This is a genomic window from Streptomyces atroolivaceus (genome assembly GCF_000717025.1).
GTDB classification, from domain to species: domain Bacteria; phylum Actinomycetota; class Actinomycetes; order Streptomycetales; family Streptomycetaceae; genus Streptomyces; species Streptomyces atroolivaceus.
On the sequence record NZ_JNXG01000002.1, the window covers coordinates 347,533 to 366,421 of the forward strand.

The following is an 18,889-nucleotide window of genomic DNA, read 5'->3' on the forward strand; positions in this document are numbered from 1 at the left end:
TCGGAATCGTGGAAAACCTGATTGCGCTGCTGGTCGCGGCGCCCCTGCTCGGAGCGGCGGTCCTGCTCTGCGGCGGCCGCCGGCTCGACCGGGCGGGACACTGGATCGGCACGGCGCTCGCCGCCGCGTCGTTCGTCACCGGTGTCGTGCTCTTCACCGACATGCTCGGCAGGGGCGCCGAGGACCGCGCCCTGCACCAGCATCTGTACAGCTGGATCCCCGTCGAGGGGTTCCAGGCCGATGTGGCCTTCCAGCTCGACCAGTTGTCGATGACGTTCGTCCTGCTGATCACGGGTGTGGGCACGCTGATCCACATCTACTCCATCGGCTACATGGAGCACGACGAGCGGCGCCGCCGCTTCTTCGGCTACCTGAACCTCTTCCTCGCCGCGATGCTCATCCTGGTCATCGCCGACAACTACCTCCTGCTGTACGTCGGGTGGGAGGGCGTCGGTCTGGCGTCGTACCTGCTCATCGGCTTCTGGCAGCACAAGCCCAGCGCGGCCACCGCCGCCAAGAAGGCCTTCCTGGTCAACCGGGTCGGCGACATGGGCCTGTCCATCGCGATCATGCTGATGTTCACCACCTTCGGGACGTTCGCCTTCGGGCCGGTGCTCGGAGCGACGGGGGACACGAGCGAGGGCAAGCTCACCGCGATCGGCCTGATGCTGCTCCTCGCCGCCTGCGGCAAGTCGGCCCAGGTGCCGCTGCAGTCCTGGCTCGGTGACGCGATGGAGGGCCCGACCCCGGTCTCGGCCCTGATCCACGCCGCCACCATGGTGACCGCGGGCGTCTACCTCATCGTCCGTTCCGGAGCGATCTTCAACGGGGCGCCGGACGCCCAGCTGGTCGTCGTGGTCGTCGGAGCCGTCACGCTCCTCTTCGGTGCGATCGTCGGTTGCGCGAAGGACGACATCAAGAAGGCACTCGCCGGGTCGACGATGTCGCAGATCGGCTACATGATCCTCGCCGCGGGCCTCGGCCCCATCGGCTACGTCTTCGCGATCATGCACCTGGTCACGCACGGCTTCTTCAAGGCCGGGCTCTTCCTCGGCGCCGGGTCGGTCATGCACGGCATGAACGACGAGGTGGACATGCGGAAGTACGGCGGACTGCGGAAGTACATGCCGGTCACCTTCGTGACGTTCGGCCTCGGCTACCTCGCGATCATCGGCTTCCCCGGTCTGTCCGGCTTCTTCTCCAAGGACATGATCATCGAGGCGGCCTTCGCCAAGGGCGGCACCGAGGGCTGGATCCTCGGCTCCGTCACGCTGCTGGGCGCCGCGATCACGGCGTTCTACATGACGCGCGTGATGCTGCTGACGTTCTTCGGCGAGAAGCGCTGGCAGCCCGACGCGGAAGGCCACGAGCCGCACCCGCACGAGTCGCCGAAGTCGATGACGATCCCGATGATCGTGCTGGCCTTCGGGTCGGTCTTCGCCGGAGGCTTCTTCTCCATCGGCGACCGCTTCATGCACTGGCTGGAGCCCGTCACCGGACACGACCACGGACACGCCCCGGTCAGCGCGGCCACCGTCACCGCCGCCACCATGGTGGTGCTCGTCATCGGTGTCGCCATCGCCTGGGCCATGTACGGGCGCAAGCCCGTACCCGCCGTCGCCCCGCGCGGCTCCCTGCTCACCAGGGCGGCCCGCCGGGACCTCCTCCAGGACGACTTCAACCACGTGGTCCTGGTCCGCGGCGGCGAACACCTCACCCGCTCCCTGGTCTACGTCGACCACACCCTGGTCGACGGCGTCGTCAACGGCACGGCCGCCTCGATGGGCGGGCTCTCCGGCCGGCTGCGCAAACTGCAGAACGGCTATGCCCGCTCCTACGCGGTCTCGATGTTCGGCGGTGCGGCGGTACTCATCGCCGCGACCCTGCTGATGAGGGCGGTCTGATCCCATGTCCTTTCCCCTCCTGACAGCGACGGCCGCGCTCCCGGCGATCGGCGCGATCGCCACCGCGGCCGTCCCGGCAGCCCGGCGCACCGCCGCCAAGTGGCTCGCCCTGGGCGTCTCGCTGGCGACGCTCGTCCTGGCCGGCGTCGTGTTCGCCCGGTTCGAACCGGGCGGCGACCGCTACCAGCTCACCGAATCGCACGCCTGGATCGCGGACTTCGGCGTCCGTTACGAACTGGGCGTCGACGGCATCGGGGTGGCGCTCCTGGCGCTCACCGCGCTGCTGATCCCCTTCGTCATCCTCGCGGGCTGGCACGACGCCGATCCTCTGGAGACGAACAGCTCCCGCTGGCGCCCCACCCAGGGCTTCTTCGCCCTGATCCTGATGGTGGAAGCGATGGTGATCCTGTCCTTCGTGGCCACCGACGTCTTCCTCTTCTACATCCTGTTCGAAGCCATGCTCATCCCGATGTACTTCCTCATCGGCGGCTTCGGGGACCGGGCGCACGCGGGCAGCGACGAGAACGCGGCGGCACAACGCAGCTACGCGGCCGTGAAGTTCCTCCTCTACAACTTGGCCGGCGGGCTCATCATGCTGGCCGCCGTCATCGGGCTCTACGTCGTCGCGGGGAGCTTCTCGCTCTCCGAGATCGCGGAGGCCAGGGCCAACGGGTCGCTGGAGATGGCGACCTCCACCGAGCGGTGGCTGTTCCTCGGGTTCTTCTTCGCCTTCGCGGTGAAGGCCCCGCTCTGGCCGCTGCACACCTGGCTGCCCAACGCCATGGGTGAGGCGACCACACCGGTGGCCGTCCTGATCACCGCGGTCGTCGACAAGGTCGGCACCTTCGCGATGCTCCGCTTCTGCCTCCAGCTCTTCCCGGAGGCCAGCAAGTGGGCGACACCGGTGATCATCGTCCTGGCGCTGATCTCCATCGTCTACGGTGCGCTGCTGGCCGTCGGCCAGCGGGACATCAAGCGGCTCATCGCCTACGCGTCGATCTCGCACTTCGGCTTCATCGTGCTCGGCATCTTCGCGATGACCAGCCAGGGCCAGTCGGGTGCCACGCTCTACATGGTCAACCACGGCCTCTCGACGGCCGCGCTGATGCTGGTCGCCGGATTCCTCATCACCCGGCGTGGCTCGCGGCTCATCGCCGACTACGGCGGGGTGCAGAAGGTGGCGCCCGTCCTGGCGGGAACCTTCCTCATCGGTGGCCTGGCCACCCTCTCGCTGCCCGGCCTGGCCCCGTTCGTCAGTGAGTTCCTCGTCCTCGTCGGTGTGTTCAGCGCGTATCCGGTGGCCGGCATCATCGCCACCGTCGGCATCGTGCTCGCCGCGCTCTACGTCCTCGTCCTCTACCAGCGGACGATGACGGGGCCGGTCAGGGAGGGGATCGGGGGCATGCCCGACCTCAAGGTCCGTGAACTGGCGGTGGCCCTCCCGCTGATCGCCCTGCTGATCTTCCTGGGTGTCTTCCCGAAGCCGGTCACCGACGTCGTCAACCCGGCGGTGCAGCACACCATGCACGACGTACAGAAGAAGGACCCCCAGCCCGAGGTGGAGGCCGCCAAGTGAGCGCAACAGCTGTCCACAGCCTGTGGACGACGGCGGGCGGGGTGACATCGGCCGCTCCGGGCGACAAGTTCACCGCTCCGACCATCGAGTACGCCCAACTGGCGCCCGTCCTGATCGTGGTCGGTGCCGCCGTCCTCGGAATCCTGGTGGAGGCGTTCGTCCCGCGACGGGCCCGCTACACCACCCAGGTCCTCCTGACGGTCGTCGCGATCGCCGCCGCGTTCGCCGCCGTGGTGGGGCTCGCCGCCGACGGTTACGCCGGGGAGAACGCGAACATCGCCGCGATGGGTGCCGTCGCCGTCGACGGGCCCGCCCTGTTCCTCCAGGGCACCATCCTGCTGGTCTCCATGGTCTCCGTCTTCACGTTCGCCGAACGGCGCCTCGACCCGGCCTCGCACGGCAACCGCGTGGACTCCTTCGCCGCCCAGGCCGGTTCGGTGCCCGGCAGCGACGGGGAGAAGGCTGCGGTCAAGGCCGGATTCACCACGACCGAGGTCTTCCCGCTGGCCCTCTTCTCCGTGGCGGGCATGCTGGTCTTCCCCGCGGCCAACGACCTCCTGACGCTCTTCGTCGCGCTCGAGGTCTTCTCCCTCCCGCTCTACCTCCTGTGCGCCGTCGCCCGCCGCAAGCGGCTGATGTCGCAGGAAGCCGCGGTGAAGTACTTCCTGCTCGGCGCCTTCTCCTCGGCCTTCCTGCTCTTCGGGATCGCCCTGCTCTACGGGTACGCGGGAACCGTCTCGTACGCGGGCATCGCACACGTCGTCGACGGCACCGTCCAGCAGATCGACCCGGCACTGGCCGGCACCATGGGCAACGACGCGCTGCTGCTGATCGGCGGGGCGATGCTCCTCATGGGCCTTCTCTTCAAGGTCGGAGCGGTCCCCTTCCACATGTGGACCCCCGACGTCTACCAGGGCGCCCCGACCCCGGTCACCGGCTTCATGGCGGCGGCCACGAAGGTCGCCGCGTTCGGCGCGCTGCTGCGCCTGCTGTACGTGGTGCTGCCCGGCCTCACCTGGGACCTGCGCCCCGTCATGTGGGGTGTCGCGATCGTCACGATGCTGGGCGGGGCGATCGTCGCGATCACCCAGACCGACATCAAGCGTCTCCTGGCGTACTCCTCGATCGCGCACGCCGGCTTCATCCTCGCCGGTGTCATCGCGGCCAGTCCGGAGGGCGTCTCCTCGGTCCTCTTCTACCTCGGGGTGTACTCCTTCGTGACCGTCGGTGCCTTCGCCGTGGTCACCCTGGTGCGCGACGCCGACGGTGAGGCGACCCATCTGTCCAAGTGGGCCGGTCTCGGCCGGCGCTCGCCGCTGACCGCGGCGGTCTTCGCGGTCTTCCTGCTGTCCTTCGCCGGTATCCCGCTCACCTCGGGCTTCTCCGGCAAGTTCGCCGTCTTCAAGGCGGCGGCAGACGGCGGCGCGGGCGGACTCGTCGTGGTCGGTGTGGTCTCGTCGGCCATCGCCGCGTTCTTCTACGTCAGGGTCATCGTCCTGATGTTCTTCAGCGAGCCGAAGGCGGACGGCCCCACGGTCGCCGTCCCGTCCCCGCTGACGATGACCACGATCGCGGTCGGAGTCGCGGTGACCCTGGTGCTCGGCCTGGCCCCGCAGTACTTCCTCGACCTGGCGGGCCAGGCGGGAGTGTTCGTGCGGTAACGCGGAGCAGCACGACGACGACGCCGGACGGGCCGTGAAGTCAAGCCCGTCCGGCGTTGTCGTACACGGCGCCTATGGTTGCTGTGGACGAGTGAAGGACGGAACGGGACGGGCGGAACGATGAGTGTGACGACCGAGAGCGCCGCGCGGCAGACGCTGCACCGGGTGTTCGGGTACGAGGCGTTCCGCGGCGAGCAGGGCGCGGTGATCGAGCACGTCGTCGGGGGCGGCGACGCGGTCGTGCTCATGCCCACCGGCGGCGGCAAGTCCCTCTGCTACCAGATCCCCGCCCTGGTCAGGCCGGGTACCGGCATCGTGATCTCCCCGCTGATCGCGCTCATGCAGGACCAGGTGGACGCCCTGCGCGCGCTCGGTGTCCGTGCGGGCTTCATGAACTCCACGCAGGACTTCGACGAGCGCCGCTCGATGGAGGCCCAGTTCGTCGCCGGCGAGCTCGACGTCCTGTACCTGGCCCCGGAGCGGCTGCGTCTCGACTCGACGCTCTCGCTGCTGGCCCGCGGGGAGATCTCCGTCTTCGCCATCGACGAGGCGCACTGCGTCGCCCAGTGGGGCCACGACTTCCGCCCCGACTACCTGGCCCTGTCCGTGCTGGGCGAGCGCTGGCCCGACGTGCCCCGCATCGCGCTGACGGCCACGGCGACCGACGCCACGCACCGGGAGATCACCCAGCGCCTGGGCATGCCCGAGGCCAGGCACTTCGTGGCCAGCTTCGACCGGCCCAACATCCAGTACCGCATCGTGCCGAAGGCCGACCCGAAGAAGCAGCTGCTCACCTTCCTCAAGGAGGAGCACCCGGGAGACGCGGGCATCGTCTACTGCCTCTCGCGCAATTCGACGGAGAAGACCGCGGAGTACCTCAGCCGCAACGGCATCGAGGCCGTGCCCTACCACGCGGGCCTGGACGCCGGGACGCGCGCCGCCCACCAGTCCCGCTTCCTGCGCGAGGAGGGCCTGGTCGTCGTCGCGACCATCGCCTTCGGCATGGGCATCGACAAGCCCGACGTGCGCTTCGTCGCCCACCTCGACCTGCCGAAGTCCGTCGAGGGCTACTACCAGGAGACCGGCCGCGCGGGGCGTGACGGGGCACCCTCCACCGCCTGGATGGCGTACGGGCTCCAGGACGTCGTCCAGCAGCGCAAGCTGATCCAGGGCGGCGAGGGCGACGAGGCGTTCCGGCGCCGGGCGGCCTCGCACCTCGACTCGATGCTGGCGCTCTGCGAGACCGTCCGGTGCCGCCGCGCCCAGCTCCTGACGTACTTCGGCCAGGAGCCGGGCGAGCAGACCTGCGGCAACTGCGACACCTGCCTCACCCCGCCCGAGACCTGGGACGGCACGGTGGCCGCCCAGCAGCTGCTGTCCACCATCGTCCGGCTGAAGCGGGAGCGGAACCAGAAGTTCGGGGCCGGCCAGATCATCGACATCCTGCTGGGCCGCAGGACCGCGAAGGTCATCCAGTTCGACCACGACCAGCTCTCGGTCTTCGGGATCGGCGACGAACTGGCCGAGGCGGAGTGGCGGGGCGTGGCGCGCCAGCTGCTGGCCCAGGGGCTGCTCGCCGTCGAAGGGGAGTACGGCACGCTGGTGCTGACGGATGAGTCCGGCTCGGTGCTCAGCCGGGAGCGCGAGGTGCTGCTCCGCAAGGAGCCGAAGCGGCCCACGACCCGGTCCGGCGGGGCGGGCGAGCGGAAGGCCAAGTCGGCGGCGGCTGTGGCCGACCTGCCGGCGGAGGCCGTCCCGGTCTTCGAGGCGCTGCGCGCCTGGCGCGGCGCCCAGGCCAAGGAGCTGGGCCTCCCGGCGTACGTGATCTTCCACGACGCGACGCTGCGGGAGATCGCGGCGTTGCGCCCGGCGTCCCTGGCGGAGCTGGGCGGGGTCAGCGGGCTCGGCGAGAAGAAGCTGGCGACGTACGGCGAGGGCGTGCTGGAGGTGCTGGCGGGGCTGGGAGACGCGGGCTCCACCACCGCTCCGGAAGCGGCCCCCGCACCGGCCCGCCCCGCAGTGCACGACGCGGACCCGGAGTTCGGCTGGGACGAGGAGCCGCCGGAGTTCGAGTGACCCCGGGTGGCGCGGGCGTTATCGGGGGTCCGCCGGCCTGCGGCGGGAGACGATCGCGGTCAGGTCGACATCGACGGGGAAGGGCGTGGAGACCTTCATCCGGTCGTGGAAGATTCCCGTGGATGTGTACGCGCCGGTGGCGGGCTCCAGCTCGAAGGCGTAGACGACCGCCCGGCCGTCCTGGTTCTCCACCCGCCAGTAGTGCGGGATCCTCGCCCGCGCGTACTTCACGGGCTTGGTCTCCCGGTCACGGGTGACGGACTCGTCGGAGACGACCTCGATCGCGAGCAGCACGCTGCTCGCGGGGAACCGTGTCTGCCGCAGACTCTCGACCGCGTCCGCACGCACCACTACGACGTCGGGTTCGGGCCGGTTCTGGAAGTCGACGTCGATGGTGAACTCCCGCACGACCTCCAGCTCGGGCGGCGCCAGCGACTGCAGCTGCCAGTTGAAGAAGTCGACCGCCCGTGAATGGAACAACGTCTGCGGACTCACGAAAACCAGACTCCCGTCGATCAGCTCCGTATGCGGAGGCAGATTCGGGAGTGTGTCCAGGTCATCGGCGGTCCAGCCGCCCACGGGCGGGACCGCCCACCGCGGCTCGGGGGCCTCGGGTTCGATGCTCATCAGTGCTCCCATGGGACGAAGCCTCGCGGGTCCGTTCAGCGTATCCGGCGAGAACCGATCATGGCCGCTCAAACGTGTGAGCGAGTCACGCGTCGTTGACCCCCACACCCCTGGCCGCGTACGCGCGCACATCCGCGTCCGCGTCCGTGAGCACGCCCGAAAGGGCCTCCCGGGCCGCCTCGTGGGGCGTGTGGTGGAGCAGAGCCAGGACCGCCGCCTTGCGTACGTCGGCGTTCACGTCGGCGAGCGCTCCGGCCAGTGGGCCGACCGCGGAAGCCGGGTCCGCCGAGGAGAGCGCCGTCGCAGCCCCCGCCCGGACCTGCCACGCGCGGTCCGCCAGCGCAGCGGTGGCCTGAGCGGCGTACGGCTCAGGGCACCCCGTAGCCGCGAGCGCACCCAGGGCAGCCGCCCGCACCAGCAGGTCGGGGTCGTCGAGCAGCGGGGCCAGTCGCTCCGGGCCGGGGGACCGCGTGGCCGCCAGGCCCTTCGCCACGGCCACCCGGACCTCCCGGGACGGGTCGGTCACGGCTCCGGCCAGCAGACCGGTCGCGTCCACCGAGACCAGGGCGCTCACCGTGTGGATGCGTACGTCGATGTCGGGGTCGCCGAGCGTGCCCGCGAACAGCTCCGCGTCCCCCAGCCGCAGCGCCCGCAGCGTGTCCAGCGCCGTGGACCGTACGACGGGGTCGTCCGAGCCCAGCGCCGCCACCAGGGGTTCGCGCAGGGCCGGTTCGGCCGGCAGCACCTCGACCAGCTCCCTCAGGGAGGCGGCGGCCGCCGCCCGCACCGACGGGGCGGGGTCCGCGAGCGCGGCAGCCAGCGCGGGCCCCGCGCCCTCCGGCGTCGACTCGGTGAGCGCGGTCACGGCGGCCCGCCGTACCGCCGGGTCGGAGTCGGCCAGGTACGGTGCGAGGTCCGGCAGCTCCGGCTGTTCCTCGGCCAGCGCGAGGAGTTCGAGGATGCGGGGAGAGGGGCCGGACGAAGCCGAGGCGGAGGCCCCGGAGCGCACGGGCGCCGTGGAACCGGAAGGAGCCGACTCCCGCGCCCCGGCCGTCGCGACCTGCTCGGCCTCGACCTCGCCGAGCTCCCGCGAGGGCCCGCCCGCCGGGTCGAAGCCGTCCACCGGCACGAGGTACGGCGCCACCGGCCGCGCAGTGAACTCCATCGCCCCCGAAGCCGACTTGCGCAGGTCCAGGTGGTGGAACCAGCCCTCGTCGTCGCGCTCCGGATGGTCCGTACGCTCGTGGTACAGCCCCCAGCGGGACTCCGTGCGGGCCAGCGAGGAGCGCGCCGCCATCTCCGCGCAGTCCCGGATGAAGCCCACCTCCGCGCACCGCATCAGCTCGTGCGGGGTCGTCGCCCCCATCTCCGCGATGTCCGTGCGCATCCGCTCGAAGTGCTCCAGCGCGAGCGAGAGCCGCGCTCCCGACTTGGGCGGTGCCACGTAGTCGTTCACGAACCGGCGCAGCTTGTACTCGACCTGGGTCTGCGGCGGGCCCTCCGGGTTGAGCAGCGGCCGGTAGACCAGCTCGTGTGCCTCGCGCAGCTGGCCGGCGGGCAGTTCGCCCTCGTACGCCGTGTACCGCGAGGCGTCGGCGCCCGCCAGGTCGCCGTAGACGAACGCGCCGATCATGTAGTTGTGCGGGACGCAGGCCAGGTCCCCGGCCGCGTACAGGCGTGGCACCGTCGTCCGGGCCTGGTCGTCGACGCGGACCCCGGAGGCCGAGTGACCGCCGCACAGGCCGATCTCGGAGATGTGCATCTCGATGTCGTGCGTGCGGTAGTCATGGCCCCGGTTCGCGTGGAACGTGCCGCGCGTCGGCCGTTCCGTGGTGTGCAGGATGCCCTCCAGGGCGCTGACGGACTCCTCGGGGAGGTGGCTCAGCTTCAGATACACCGGGCCCCGGTCCGAGGCGACCTCCGCCGCGAACTCGGACATCATCTGCCCCGACCAGTAGTCGGAGTCGACGAAGCGTTCCCCGTGCCGGTTCACCTGGTAGCCGCCGAACGGGTTGGCGACGTAGGCGCAGGCCGGACCGTTGTAGTCCTTGATCAGCGGGTTGATCTGGAAGCACTCGATGCCGGTCAGCTCGGCTCCCGCGTGGTACGCCATGGCGTAGCCGTCACCCGCGTTCGTGGGGTTCTCGTACGTACCGTAGAGGTAGCCGGAGGCGGGCAGCCCGAGCCGGCCGCACGGCCCGGTGGCCAGCACGACGGCCCCGGCGCGGACCGTGACGAACGCTCCCGTACGGGTGTTGAAGGCCGCCGCGCCGATCGCCCGGCCGTCGTCTCCGGTGAGGACGCGGACCGGCATCACCCGGTTCTCGATCCGGATCCGCTCGCGCATCTCCCGGCGCCGCAACTGCCGGTAGAGGACCTTCTTGACGTCCTTGCCCTCGGGCATCGGCAGCACGTACGAGCCGGAGCGGTGCACCTGCCGGACGGCGTACTCCCCGTGTTCGTCCTTCTCGAACTTCACCCCGTACGACTCCAGCCGCCGCACCATCCCGTAGCCGCGCACCGCGGTCTGCCGGACCGTGGACTGGTCGACGATGCCGTCGTTGGCCCGGGTGATCTCGGCGACGTAGTCGTCGGGTTCGGCCCGGCCGGGGATCACCGCGTTGTTCACGCCGTCCATGCCCATGGCGAGGGCGCCCGAGTGCCGGACGTGCGCCTTCTCCAGCAGCAGGACGGAGGAACCGTGCTCGGCGGCGGTGAGCGCGGCCATCGTGCCGGCCGTGCCGCCCCCGACGACCAGTACGTCGCAGGAGAGTTCCTCGGCGTCGGCGAGGGCGGGGATCTGCACGGTCGGGCCTTTCAGTGGGTGGAGGTGAGCGATTCGAGGACCCCGCGGCGCAGCGCGACGGTCGCCGGGTCGGTGTGCGCGGCGCGTTCGCGCGGACGAGGTACGTCCAGGACGCGCCCGGTGGGCAGCAGCGCGACCCGGTCGCCGAGGAACAGCGCCTCGTCCACGTCGTGCGTGACGAAGACGACCGTGGCGCCCGTGCCCCGGAGGACGTCGACGAGCAGCTGCTGCATCCCGGCCCTGGTCTGGGCGTCCAGTGCCCCGAAGGGCTCGTCCATCAGGACCGCGCGCGGCTCGGCCGCCAGGGCGCGGGCGAGCTGGACGCGCTGGCGCTGACCGCCGGAGATCCGGTGCGGGAGCTTCGCGCCGTGTTCGTCGAGGCCGACCCGGGCCAGCCAGGACTCGGCACGCGCCCGGCGTTCGGCGCGCGGGACGCCCCGGATGGCCAGGGGGAGTTCGACGTTGGCCCGCACCGTGCGCCAGGGCAGCAGCGCGTCGTCCTGGAAGACGAGGGCCCGCTCCGCGCGGGGTGCGGTGATCGCGTCGCCGTCCTGGGTGACCTCGCCGCCGAGGGCGGGCAGCAGCCCGGCCAGGGTGCGCAGCAGCGTGGACTTGCCGCAGCCGGACGGGCCGACGACGGCCAGGATCTCGCCGGGCACGACGTCGAGGTCGATACCGTCCAGCACCGGGGCCCCGGCCCGGCCGAGCACGGCACCGCGCAGGGTCAGCCGCAGGCCCGGGGGAGTGGTCGTGGTCATGGGCGCACCCGCTCCTTCGTCAGGGGGACCGGCGCCGCCGCCGGAGGGACGACCGGGTTCCGGTGCCGTACGGGGGACGGAGGGCGGCTGCCCTCCGTACGCGGAAGCCACCGCGTGAGCCGGCGGCCCAGCAGCTCCACCGCCGTGGAGGTGATCCAGCCGAGCAGGCCGATCGTGGCCATGCCGACGAAGACCCCCGGATAGTCGACGACCGTGTAGTCCTGCCAGGTGCGGTAGCCGACCCCGTACTCGCCGGAGATCATCTCGGCGGAGATCACACAGATCCACGACACCCCGATGCCGACGGAGAGCCCGCCGAGGATGCCGGGGAGGGCGCCGGGCAGGACGACGGAGCCGAGGATCCGCCACCGGCCGCCGCCCATGGTCAGGACCGCCTCCTCCCACACCGGGGTGAGTGCCCGGACCGCGTGCCGGGTGGAGACCATGACGGGGAAGAACGCCGCCGTGCAGGTGATGAAGACGATTCCCTGCTCGTTGCTGGGGAAGAGCAGGATCGCCACGGGCACCAGTGCGATCGCCGGGACCGGGCGGATCACTTCGAGAACGGGCCCCAGCAGGTCCGAGGCGATCCGGGACCGTGCGACGGCCGTGCCGACCGTGATGCCGAGGACGGCGGCCAGGGCGAAGCCGGTGACGATCCGGGTCAGGCTGTCGGTGAGGTCCTGCCAGTACGCGTCGCTGCCGAGCCGGTCCCCGAACGCCCGGGCCACATCGGTCACCGTCGGGAACTGCTCGAAGCGCAGCCACAGATTGACGTCGTAGGAGGTCAGCAGCTGCCAGACGCCGAGCGCGGCCGCCAGGGAAAGCCCCCGGAGCGCGATCGACCACCGCCGCGCCCTCATGACGCGCGGGCCAGTTCGAGCGCGGTCGCGTACGGGACGACACGGGCGCCGGGGTGCGCGGCGGCATCCGCGCGGGCGGCGGCCCCGGTGACGTACGGCCGCAGCTCCGGCCCGTCCGACACCCAGACCGCCCGGTCCGCGAACCACAGGGTGCCGGTGCCCGCGTCGGGGACGTACGCGGCCCGGACCTCGCCCCGGTGCCCGGCGGCGTACCGCAGGACCTCGGCGGGGGTCGCGAACGCCGACGTGGTGTCCTTGCCCATCAGCCAGACCTCGCCGCCGCGGGCGGCGGGCGGGCCGGCGGCCCGTGCCTTCGCGTAGGCGGAGCCGTACACCCGCTTCACGTACTGCTCGTCGACGAAGGAGCCGACGTCCACGTCCCCGATCAGCTTCGCCGAACGCAGCACCGGGACGTCCTTCTCGAGCGCGGCCACCAACGCGGGTTTCACCGTCGTGTCGAAGGTGGCGATGCCCTGAGGGCCGTTGTAGAGATGGACGACCTCGGCCGGCAGACCCGTCGCCTTCGCCACCGACTCGGAGGCCGCCACCGGGTGCGCGTGCAGGTACTCCGTCGCCCGGCCCTGCGCCCGGAGGAAGTCCTCCAGCACGGCGGGCCGCTTCTTCGCGAAGTCCTCGACGACGGTGACCCCGTGGAAGGTCGGGAGATTCAGCTCCGCCCCGTCGTAGAGCGCCTTCGCCCGGCCCTGGAAGGCCAGCAGCCCCGGCCACGCCACGAACTGCGACAGGGCGTCGGCGCTGCCGGCCTGGAGGGCCGACGCCCCCACCGCGGGCTGCTGGTTGAGCTTGCGGATGTCCTTCTCCGGGTCGAGCCCGGCCTGCTGGAGCGCACGGACGAGCGTTCCGTCGGCGGCCGAGCCGACGCTCGTGGAGACCTTCTTGCCCCGCAGGTCCTTCAAGGAGCCGAGATCCGAGTCAGTGCCGGTCACCACGGTGTTGAGACCGCCGCGCAGGTTGTAACCGGTGACCGAGACCAGCTTGGTCGGACGGTTCAGCTGTTTGCCGCGGGCCGCGTTGATCAGCAGCGGGAAGTCGCCCATCGAGCCGATGTCGATCTTCCCCGCGGTCATCTGGGCGGTGATCGGTGCGCCGGTCGCGTAGTCCTGCCACTTCACCTCGTACGTGACGCCGTCCCGCTCGCCCCGGGCGCGCAGTTCGTCCTCGAAGTAGCCGAGCGAGCGCAGCAGGGTGCCCGCCGTGACGGTGTTGATGGTCCTGGACTGATAGCCGACGGTCACCGTGACCGTGCCGTCGTCACCCGCGCTCGCCTCGCCGCCGCAGCCCGCCATGAGCGGGACGAGCAGGGCGGAGGCCAGCAGGGCCCCGGCAGTACGGCTTGCCGTGCGTCGCATGGGAGGTGGTGCCTTTCACCGGAGGAGGTAGGGCATGTTGACCGTGACCGCGTCGGTGGGACACCGGGCCGCGCACGGGCCGCAGTACCAGCACTCGTCGACGTGCATGTACGCCTTGCCGCTGTCCGGGTGGATGGCCAGGGAGTCGAGCGGACACATGTCGACGCAGAGGGTGCAGCCGTCGATGCACTTGGACTCGTCGATGGTCACGGGCACGTCGGCCCGCTGGGGCGCCAGAGGCATGGCGGTCTCCAGGAAAGAGGGGGAAGGGGGTTCAGCCGGCCCTGTGCAGCAGGCCGCTCATGCTGATGCGGTCACCGCGGAACCGGATGAACTCCAGGTCCACGGGGCGCCCGTCACGGAGATGGGTGAGGCGTTCCAGCATCAGGACGGCGGAACCGTGCGGGGTCTCCAGGACGGCGGCGGAGTGCGCGTCGGCGTTGACGGCCTCCAGGGTGATCTCGGCCGTGCCGAGCGGCTGCCCCGTGAGGGTCTCCAGCAGCCGGAAGACGTCGGTGTTCTCCAGGTCGCAGCCGAGCAGGCCGGTCCCGATGTCCATGGGTACGTAGGTGAGGTCGAGGGAGAGCGGCAGCCCGTTCAGCAGCCGGCGCCGCTCGATGTAGAGCACGTCGGTGTGCTCCGCGATCCGGAGACGCCGCGCCACCGGCCCCGGTGCGGGGACGGGGCCGACGGTACGGACCTCGTTGGTGACCCGGCCGTGTTCGCGGAGGGTCTCGGCCAGGCCCTGGAGCCGGTCGAGGCGGTGCGGGTACCTCTCGCCGGCGACGACGGTGCCGACACCCGGCTGCCGTTCCACCAGACCTTCGGCGCGCAGCAGGTCCAGGGCCTGGCGGACGGTGTTGCGAGAGACGCGGTAGTCGCTGCCGATCGCGTCCTCGAGGGGCAGTACGCCACCCGGGAAGCCGCCGGTGCGCACCTGATGGCGCAGCAGGTCGGCCAGCAGCCGGGCATGGTCCGCGCGCAGCCGGCGCCGACGGGCGGCGGCGACGGGCACGGTGTGCTCACGGGTGCGTTCGGCTGGCATGCGCTGGACCATACCGACGGGGTGCGGACGATGGTGTTGCCACAGTGTTGCGCCACCTGAGAGCGCCGGGCGCAACGCCCTGACCAGGCATGTTCCGCTCGGCCGGTGAAGATCTGCCACCCGGACGACCACCCCTCGGACACCCGGGGACGTCAGTCGCCGCCCCCACCACCGCCGCCCCCACCACCGCCGTCCCCGCCACCGGCCCGGGCCGCCTTGTCCTGGCGCACGTTGCGGTGCACGGCCGAAGCGGGCCACTCCTCGCGGGCCAGGGTCCTCGACGCCGCGCGCGTGCGGCGGTCGCCCTGCCTCACCACCGACGGCAGCTCCACCGCCGCCGCCAGCGCCGCGAGCAGCCGGTCCCGGCGGTCGGGGAAGCCCGCCGCGCGGGACTCCTCGAAACGCCGCCGCACCTCCGGTGCCGGGGAGGCGGGGCCCGACGGGTGGCGGTGGAACGGGAACAGGCCCAGGAAGCGGCGGGTCTCCCTGCGCAGGACGCCGCGCTCCACCAGGGCGTCCAGATACAGCCCTTCGGCCCGCCGCCCCGCCTGCCGCACCCAGCGCCCGGCCGGAACCCCCGAGCCGAATCTGTTCTTGCCCGGCGGCGGAAGGCTGCGCAGGAACACCGCGAGCAGCGGGTCCGGCGGGTCCAGCGGGTTCACGACCACCACCCGGCCACGCTCCTCGGCGATCCGCCCCTGTAGCTCCAGCTCCGCGAGTACGGCCCCGGCGACGCCGTACTCCAGGAACCGGCCCCGGCAGTACGGCTTGCCGCGTACGGGATCCAGGGCGAGCAGCAGCAGAGCCTCGGGGAGTGTGGGCCCGGTGCCGTTCACGGCGAGGCCGTGATCCGTCCGGTGACCTCACCGAGCCCGACCCGCGTGCCGTGCGGCCCGGGGGCCCACGCCGTCAGGGTGACGGTGTCGCCGTCCTCCAGGAACGTCCGCTTGCCCTCGGCCAGGTCCAGCGGGTCGCGGCCGTTCCAGGTGAGCTCGAGCAGGGAGCCCCGCTGTCCGGGCTCGGCGCCGCTGACGGTGCCGGAGCCGTAGAGGTCACCCGTGCGCAGCGAGGCGCCGTTCACCGTCATCTGGGCCAGTTGCTGGGCCGCTGTCCAGTACATGGAGGCGAACGGAGGCTCGGAGACGGTCTGCCCGTTGATCTCCACGGAGATCCGGATGTCGAAGCCGCCCGGCTCCTCGTCGTCCGCGTCCTCCAGATACGGGAGCAGCTCGGCATCCCGCACGGGCGGTGCCGTGCGGGCCGCGTCCAGCGCCTCCAGCGGGGTGACCCACGCCGACACGGAGGTGGCGAAGGACTTGCCGAGGAAGGGGCCAAGCGGCACGTACTCCCAGGCCTGGATGTCCCGCGCCGACCAGTCGTTGAGCAGCGAGAGCCCGAAGACGTGCTCGCGGAAGTCCCCGAGCGCCACGGGCACCCCCTGCTCCGAGGGGACGCCCACGACGAAGCCGACCTCGGCCTCGATGTCCAGCTTCACCGAGGGGCCGAAGACCGGGGCGGGATCGGCCGGCGCCTTGCGCTGCCCGGACGGGCGCACCACGTCCGTACCGGAGACGACGACCGTGCCGGCCCGCCCGTGGTACCCGATCGGCAGGTGCTTCCAGTTGGGGGTGAGGGCCGCCCCGTCGGGGCGGAAGATCCTGCCCACGTTGGTGGCGTGGTGCTCGCTCGCGTAGAAGTCGACGTAGTCCGCGACCTCGTACGGCAGGTGCAGGGTCACCGAGTCCAGCGGGTACAGCAGCGGCTCCAGGTCCGGCCGGTGGGACGGGACCGTCACCCACGCCGTCAGGGCACGCCGCACATCCCGCCAGGCGGTGCGCCCCGCCGCAAGCAGCGGCATCAGGCTCGGCTGCGCCAGCAGCCGGGCGTACGGCGAACCGAGGGCGTGTGCCGCTGCTCCGGCGTCCAGCACATGCGCGCCGACACGGACTCCGACCCTTCGGTCCTCGGGGTGCCCGGGGGTGGAGAACACGCCGTACGGAAGGTTGTGCGGACCGAAGGGATCGCCCTCGGCCAGGTCGAGCGGGCTGCTCTGCTCGGGCATCTGTCGCTGCCCCTTTCCAGTCGCTTGAGGAACACGTTACGTCGGCGTCGCCGGTCGGCGGCAGTGCCTCAAGTAGGCGTAATGCCCGGAAAGTTACCTGATAACCCCGGTCAGCCCGCCGTGCGGGGGATCCTCTTCTCCCAGGTCCGGTGGAAGACGACCTCGTCGCCGTCCCTGCACACGACCTCGTTGGACGTGATGAAGTCCTCCGCGTCCGCGCTCGTCTCGGAACGTGTCTCGATCCGCACGTCCCAGGACATCTCGGGCCGGTGCAGCCGGATCGTCCAGTCCGAACGGGCCCTGGCCGACAGCGGGTCGTCCTCCTGGACCGTGTACGTCTCCAGCGCGTCCTCGGTGAACTCCAGCCCGTCGGGGTAGACGCGCGTGCCGCCGTAGCGCGGATCGACCTCCAGACGCCATTCGCCCTTGGCCACGTCACGGACCACCAGACGCTCGGGGCGCTGCTCGTCGAGCGTGACCGGGAAGACCACGCCGAGCGGCTCCGCCTGCTCCGGTTCACCGAAGGTGATCGCGGGGTCCTCGGTGTGCCGGCGCACCGGGAGCTCGACGAGGCTGCCCTCCGCCTCGAGCGTGAAGCCCGCCGAGCCGGCCTGGGGCCAGATCCACGGCCAGTACGAGGAGGAGACGGCGAGCCTGATCCGGTGGCCGGGCGGGAAGGTGTGCCCGATGCCGTTCAGCTGGAAGGTCACGTACTCGGTCTCCCCGACGGGCCAGTCCTCCGCGCGGTCGCGCCCGTGACGGGTGGCCAGGTTGAGGGCCCCGCGGGTCACCAGGGTGGAGGCGCCGTCCGGGGCCACGTCACAGAGCCGGGCGATCACCTGGCCACGCGGTACGTCCATCCGGAGCAGGAGCGTCACCTGTGGACGGCCGAGGATCTCGATCGGGGCGTCCTCGACGGGAAACTCGAAGCACACCGACTTGGCGTCCTCGTCCCGCTGGTCGGGCGGCAGGTCGGCGTCGTTGCCGAACGGGAAGAAGCGCCCCGCGTCCAGCCCGGTCTGCTGCGGTGAGCGGACGGTCCGCGGCCCGCCCTCCAGGCCGTACGTGACCGGAGCGACGTTCTCGGACGGCCAGGCCGCGTCGCCGACCCAGCGGCCGGGCAGTGTCTCGTAGACCGTGGCGGGGCGGTGCGAGCCGCTGATCCAGGACCGCAGCAGGGGCTCGTTCATCACCCCGGTGTCCTCGTCCTTGAGGTGCTGGTCCCACCAGCGCAGCGTCTCCTGGAGGAAGCCGATCGCGGGCCCCGGTGGGAGGCCGCGGTCCGGGTACTGGTGCGACCAGGGGCCGATCAGCCCGCGCACCTGCCCGGGGTCCAGATGCTCGACGAGCCTCAGGACGGTGTCGCGGTACGGGTCGTGCCAGCCGCCCACCGCCAGGACCTTCGCCTCGATGGCGCCGTAGTCCTCGCAGACGCTGCCGTGCTTCCAGTAGTCGTCACGGGTCTGGTGCGCCAGCCACGTGTGGATGAAGGGCTCCACCTTCTCGAGCCGCCGCAGCCACATGTCCCGCCAGTCGTCGCCGACGTCGGCCGGGTCCGGGGGCCGGGAGACGAAGGCCAGCATGGTGGAGGCCCAGGCGTGCATGTCCACACCGAGGACGGAGCCGCCCATGTAGTGGACGTCGTTGTCGTAGCGGTCGTCGGCCGAGCACACGGTGACGACCGCCTTCAAGGGCTCCGGTGCGAGCGCGGCGATCTGGAGCGAGTTGAAGCCGCCCCAGGAGATGCCGAACATGCCGACCTTCCCGGAGCACCACTCCTGCTGGGCCAGCCAGTGCACGACGGCGACGCCGTCGGCGAGCTCCGTCGCGTCGTACTCGTCGCCCGGCACGCCCTCGCTGTTGCCGTGCCCCCGGACGTCGACGCGCACGGAGGCGTAGCCGTGGCCCGCGTACCAGGGGTGGCGCTGCCAGTCGCGCGGAGCGGTCCAGTCGCTGAGCCGGTAGGGCAGGTACTCCAGCAGCGCGGGCACCGGTTCGTCGGTGACCGGCCGCCAGATCCTGGCGTACAGCTGTGTGCCTCCCCCAGAGCCTCCGGCCTGGGAGGTGCCCCCATCCAACGGGATGTAGAGGTCCTCATGGGTGGTCTCGTACGGGAAATCGGTGCGGATGTGCATGGCGGT

Annotated in this window: 14 protein-coding genes; 4 read left to right on the forward strand and 10 right to left on the reverse strand. The window is 71.4% G+C overall.

Features of this window, described 5'->3' with window-relative positions:
- Nucleotides 1–8: 8 nt before the first annotated feature.
- From nuoL to recQ, 4 genes are all read left to right on the forward strand, one after another.
- Nucleotides 9–1,904, forward strand: coding sequence for an NADH-quinone oxidoreductase subunit L (gene nuoL / locus OO67_RS04830; protein WP_033297527.1), 1,896 nt, complete (start codon nt 9–11; stop codon nt 1,902–1,904).
- A 4-nt stretch (nt 1,905–1,908) separates the two neighbouring features.
- On the forward strand, nt 1,909–3,480 hold the full coding sequence (locus tag OO67_RS04835) for an NADH-quinone oxidoreductase subunit M (RefSeq protein WP_033297528.1): 1,572 nt from the start codon (nt 1,909–1,911) through the stop codon (nt 3,478–3,480).
- A complete protein-coding gene (nuoN, locus tag OO67_RS04840) occupies nt 3,477–5,141 on the forward strand; it encodes an NADH-quinone oxidoreductase subunit NuoN (protein ID WP_208860962.1) in 1,665 nt (554 codons plus the stop codon). Before OO67_RS04835 ends, nuoN begins: the two co-directional genes overlap by 4 nt.
- Before the next feature lie 120 nt (nt 5,142–5,261).
- A complete protein-coding gene (recQ, locus tag OO67_RS04845; protein WP_033297530.1) occupies nt 5,262–7,217 on the forward strand; it encodes a DNA helicase RecQ in 1,956 nt (651 codons plus the stop codon).
- Between the two features lie 18 nt (nt 7,218–7,235).
- Here recQ and OO67_RS04850 read toward each other — a convergent pair whose 3' ends face one another.
- The 10 genes from OO67_RS04850 to OO67_RS04895 form a co-directional block, all read right to left on the reverse strand.
- Entirely contained in the window at nt 7,236–7,844 is a 609-nt protein-coding gene (locus OO67_RS04850; RefSeq protein ID WP_033297531.1) for a Uma2 family endonuclease, read from the reverse strand.
- An 85-nt stretch (nt 7,845–7,929) separates the two neighbouring features.
- Nucleotides 7,930–10,650, reverse strand: coding sequence for a fumarate reductase/succinate dehydrogenase flavoprotein subunit (locus OO67_RS04855; protein WP_033297532.1), 2,721 nt, complete (start codon nt 10,648–10,650; stop codon nt 7,930–7,932).
- Between the two features lie 11 nt (nt 10,651–10,661).
- Nucleotides 10,662–11,408, reverse strand: a complete 747-nt coding sequence (locus OO67_RS04860; protein ID WP_033297533.1) for an ABC transporter ATP-binding protein — start codon at nt 11,406–11,408, stop codon at nt 10,662–10,664.
- On the reverse strand, nt 11,405–12,271 hold the full coding sequence (locus tag OO67_RS04865) for an ABC transporter permease (protein ID WP_033297534.1): 867 nt from the start codon (nt 12,269–12,271) through the stop codon (nt 11,405–11,407). Before OO67_RS04865 ends, OO67_RS04860 begins: the two co-directional genes overlap by 4 nt.
- Nucleotides 12,268–13,641: an ABC transporter substrate-binding protein gene (locus OO67_RS04870; protein WP_033297535.1), complete on the reverse strand. Its 1,374-nt coding sequence runs from the start codon at nt 13,639–13,641 to the stop codon at nt 12,268–12,270. Before OO67_RS04870 ends, OO67_RS04865 begins: the two co-directional genes overlap by 4 nt.
- Before the next feature lie 15 nt (nt 13,642–13,656).
- On the reverse strand, nt 13,657–13,884 hold the full coding sequence (locus OO67_RS04875) for a 4Fe-4S dicluster domain-containing protein (protein ID WP_033297536.1): 228 nt from the start codon (nt 13,882–13,884) through the stop codon (nt 13,657–13,659).
- A gap of 31 nt (nt 13,885–13,915) precedes the next feature.
- Entirely contained in the window at nt 13,916–14,686 is a 771-nt protein-coding gene (locus OO67_RS04880; protein ID WP_208860963.1) for a GntR family transcriptional regulator, read from the reverse strand.
- Between the two features lie 152 nt (nt 14,687–14,838).
- Nucleotides 14,839–15,522: a GOLPH3/VPS74 family protein gene (locus tag OO67_RS04885; RefSeq protein ID WP_033297538.1), complete on the reverse strand. Its 684-nt coding sequence runs from the start codon at nt 15,520–15,522 to the stop codon at nt 14,839–14,841.
- On the reverse strand, nt 15,519–16,748 hold the full coding sequence (fahA, locus tag OO67_RS04890) for a fumarylacetoacetase (RefSeq protein ID WP_033297539.1): 1,230 nt from the start codon (nt 16,746–16,748) through the stop codon (nt 15,519–15,521). The genes OO67_RS04885 and fahA overlap by 4 nt, the downstream gene beginning before the upstream one ends.
- Nucleotides 16,749–16,858: 110 nt before the next feature.
- Entirely contained in the window at nt 16,859–18,883 is a 2,025-nt protein-coding gene (locus OO67_RS04895; RefSeq protein ID WP_033297540.1) for a CocE/NonD family hydrolase, read from the reverse strand.
- Nucleotides 18,884–18,889: the final 6 nt, after the last annotated feature.

Coding starts and splice junctions, on each gene's coding strand:
- fahA (WP_033297539.1), bottom strand. CDS start 16,748: ATGCCCGAGCAGAGCAGCCCGCTCGACCTGGCCGAGGGCGATCCCTTC.
- OO67_RS04895 (WP_033297540.1), bottom strand. CDS start 18,883: ATGCACATCCGCACCGATTTCCCGTACGAGACCACCCATGAGGACCTC.
- OO67_RS04835 (WP_033297528.1), top strand. CDS start 1,909: ATGTCCTTTCCCCTCCTGACAGCGACGGCCGCGCTCCCGGCGATCGGC.
- OO67_RS04880 (WP_208860963.1), bottom strand. CDS start 14,686: ATGCCAGCCGAACGCACCCGTGAGCACACCGTGCCCGTCGCCGCCGCC.
- OO67_RS04875 (WP_033297536.1), bottom strand. CDS start 13,884: ATGCCTCTGGCGCCCCAGCGGGCCGACGTGCCCGTGACCATCGACGAG.
- OO67_RS04865 (WP_033297534.1), bottom strand. CDS start 12,271: ATGAGGGCGCGGCGGTGGTCGATCGCGCTCCGGGGGCTTTCCCTGGCG.
- OO67_RS04870 (WP_033297535.1), bottom strand. CDS start 13,641: ATGCGACGCACGGCAAGCCGTACTGCCGGGGCCCTGCTGGCCTCCGCC.
- OO67_RS04850 (WP_033297531.1), bottom strand. CDS start 7,844: ATGAGCATCGAACCCGAGGCCCCCGAGCCGCGGTGGGCGGTCCCGCCC.
- OO67_RS04860 (WP_033297533.1), bottom strand. CDS start 11,408: ATGACCACGACCACTCCCCCGGGCCTGCGGCTGACCCTGCGCGGTGCC.
- recQ (WP_033297530.1), top strand. CDS start 5,262: ATGAGTGTGACGACCGAGAGCGCCGCGCGGCAGACGCTGCACCGGGTG.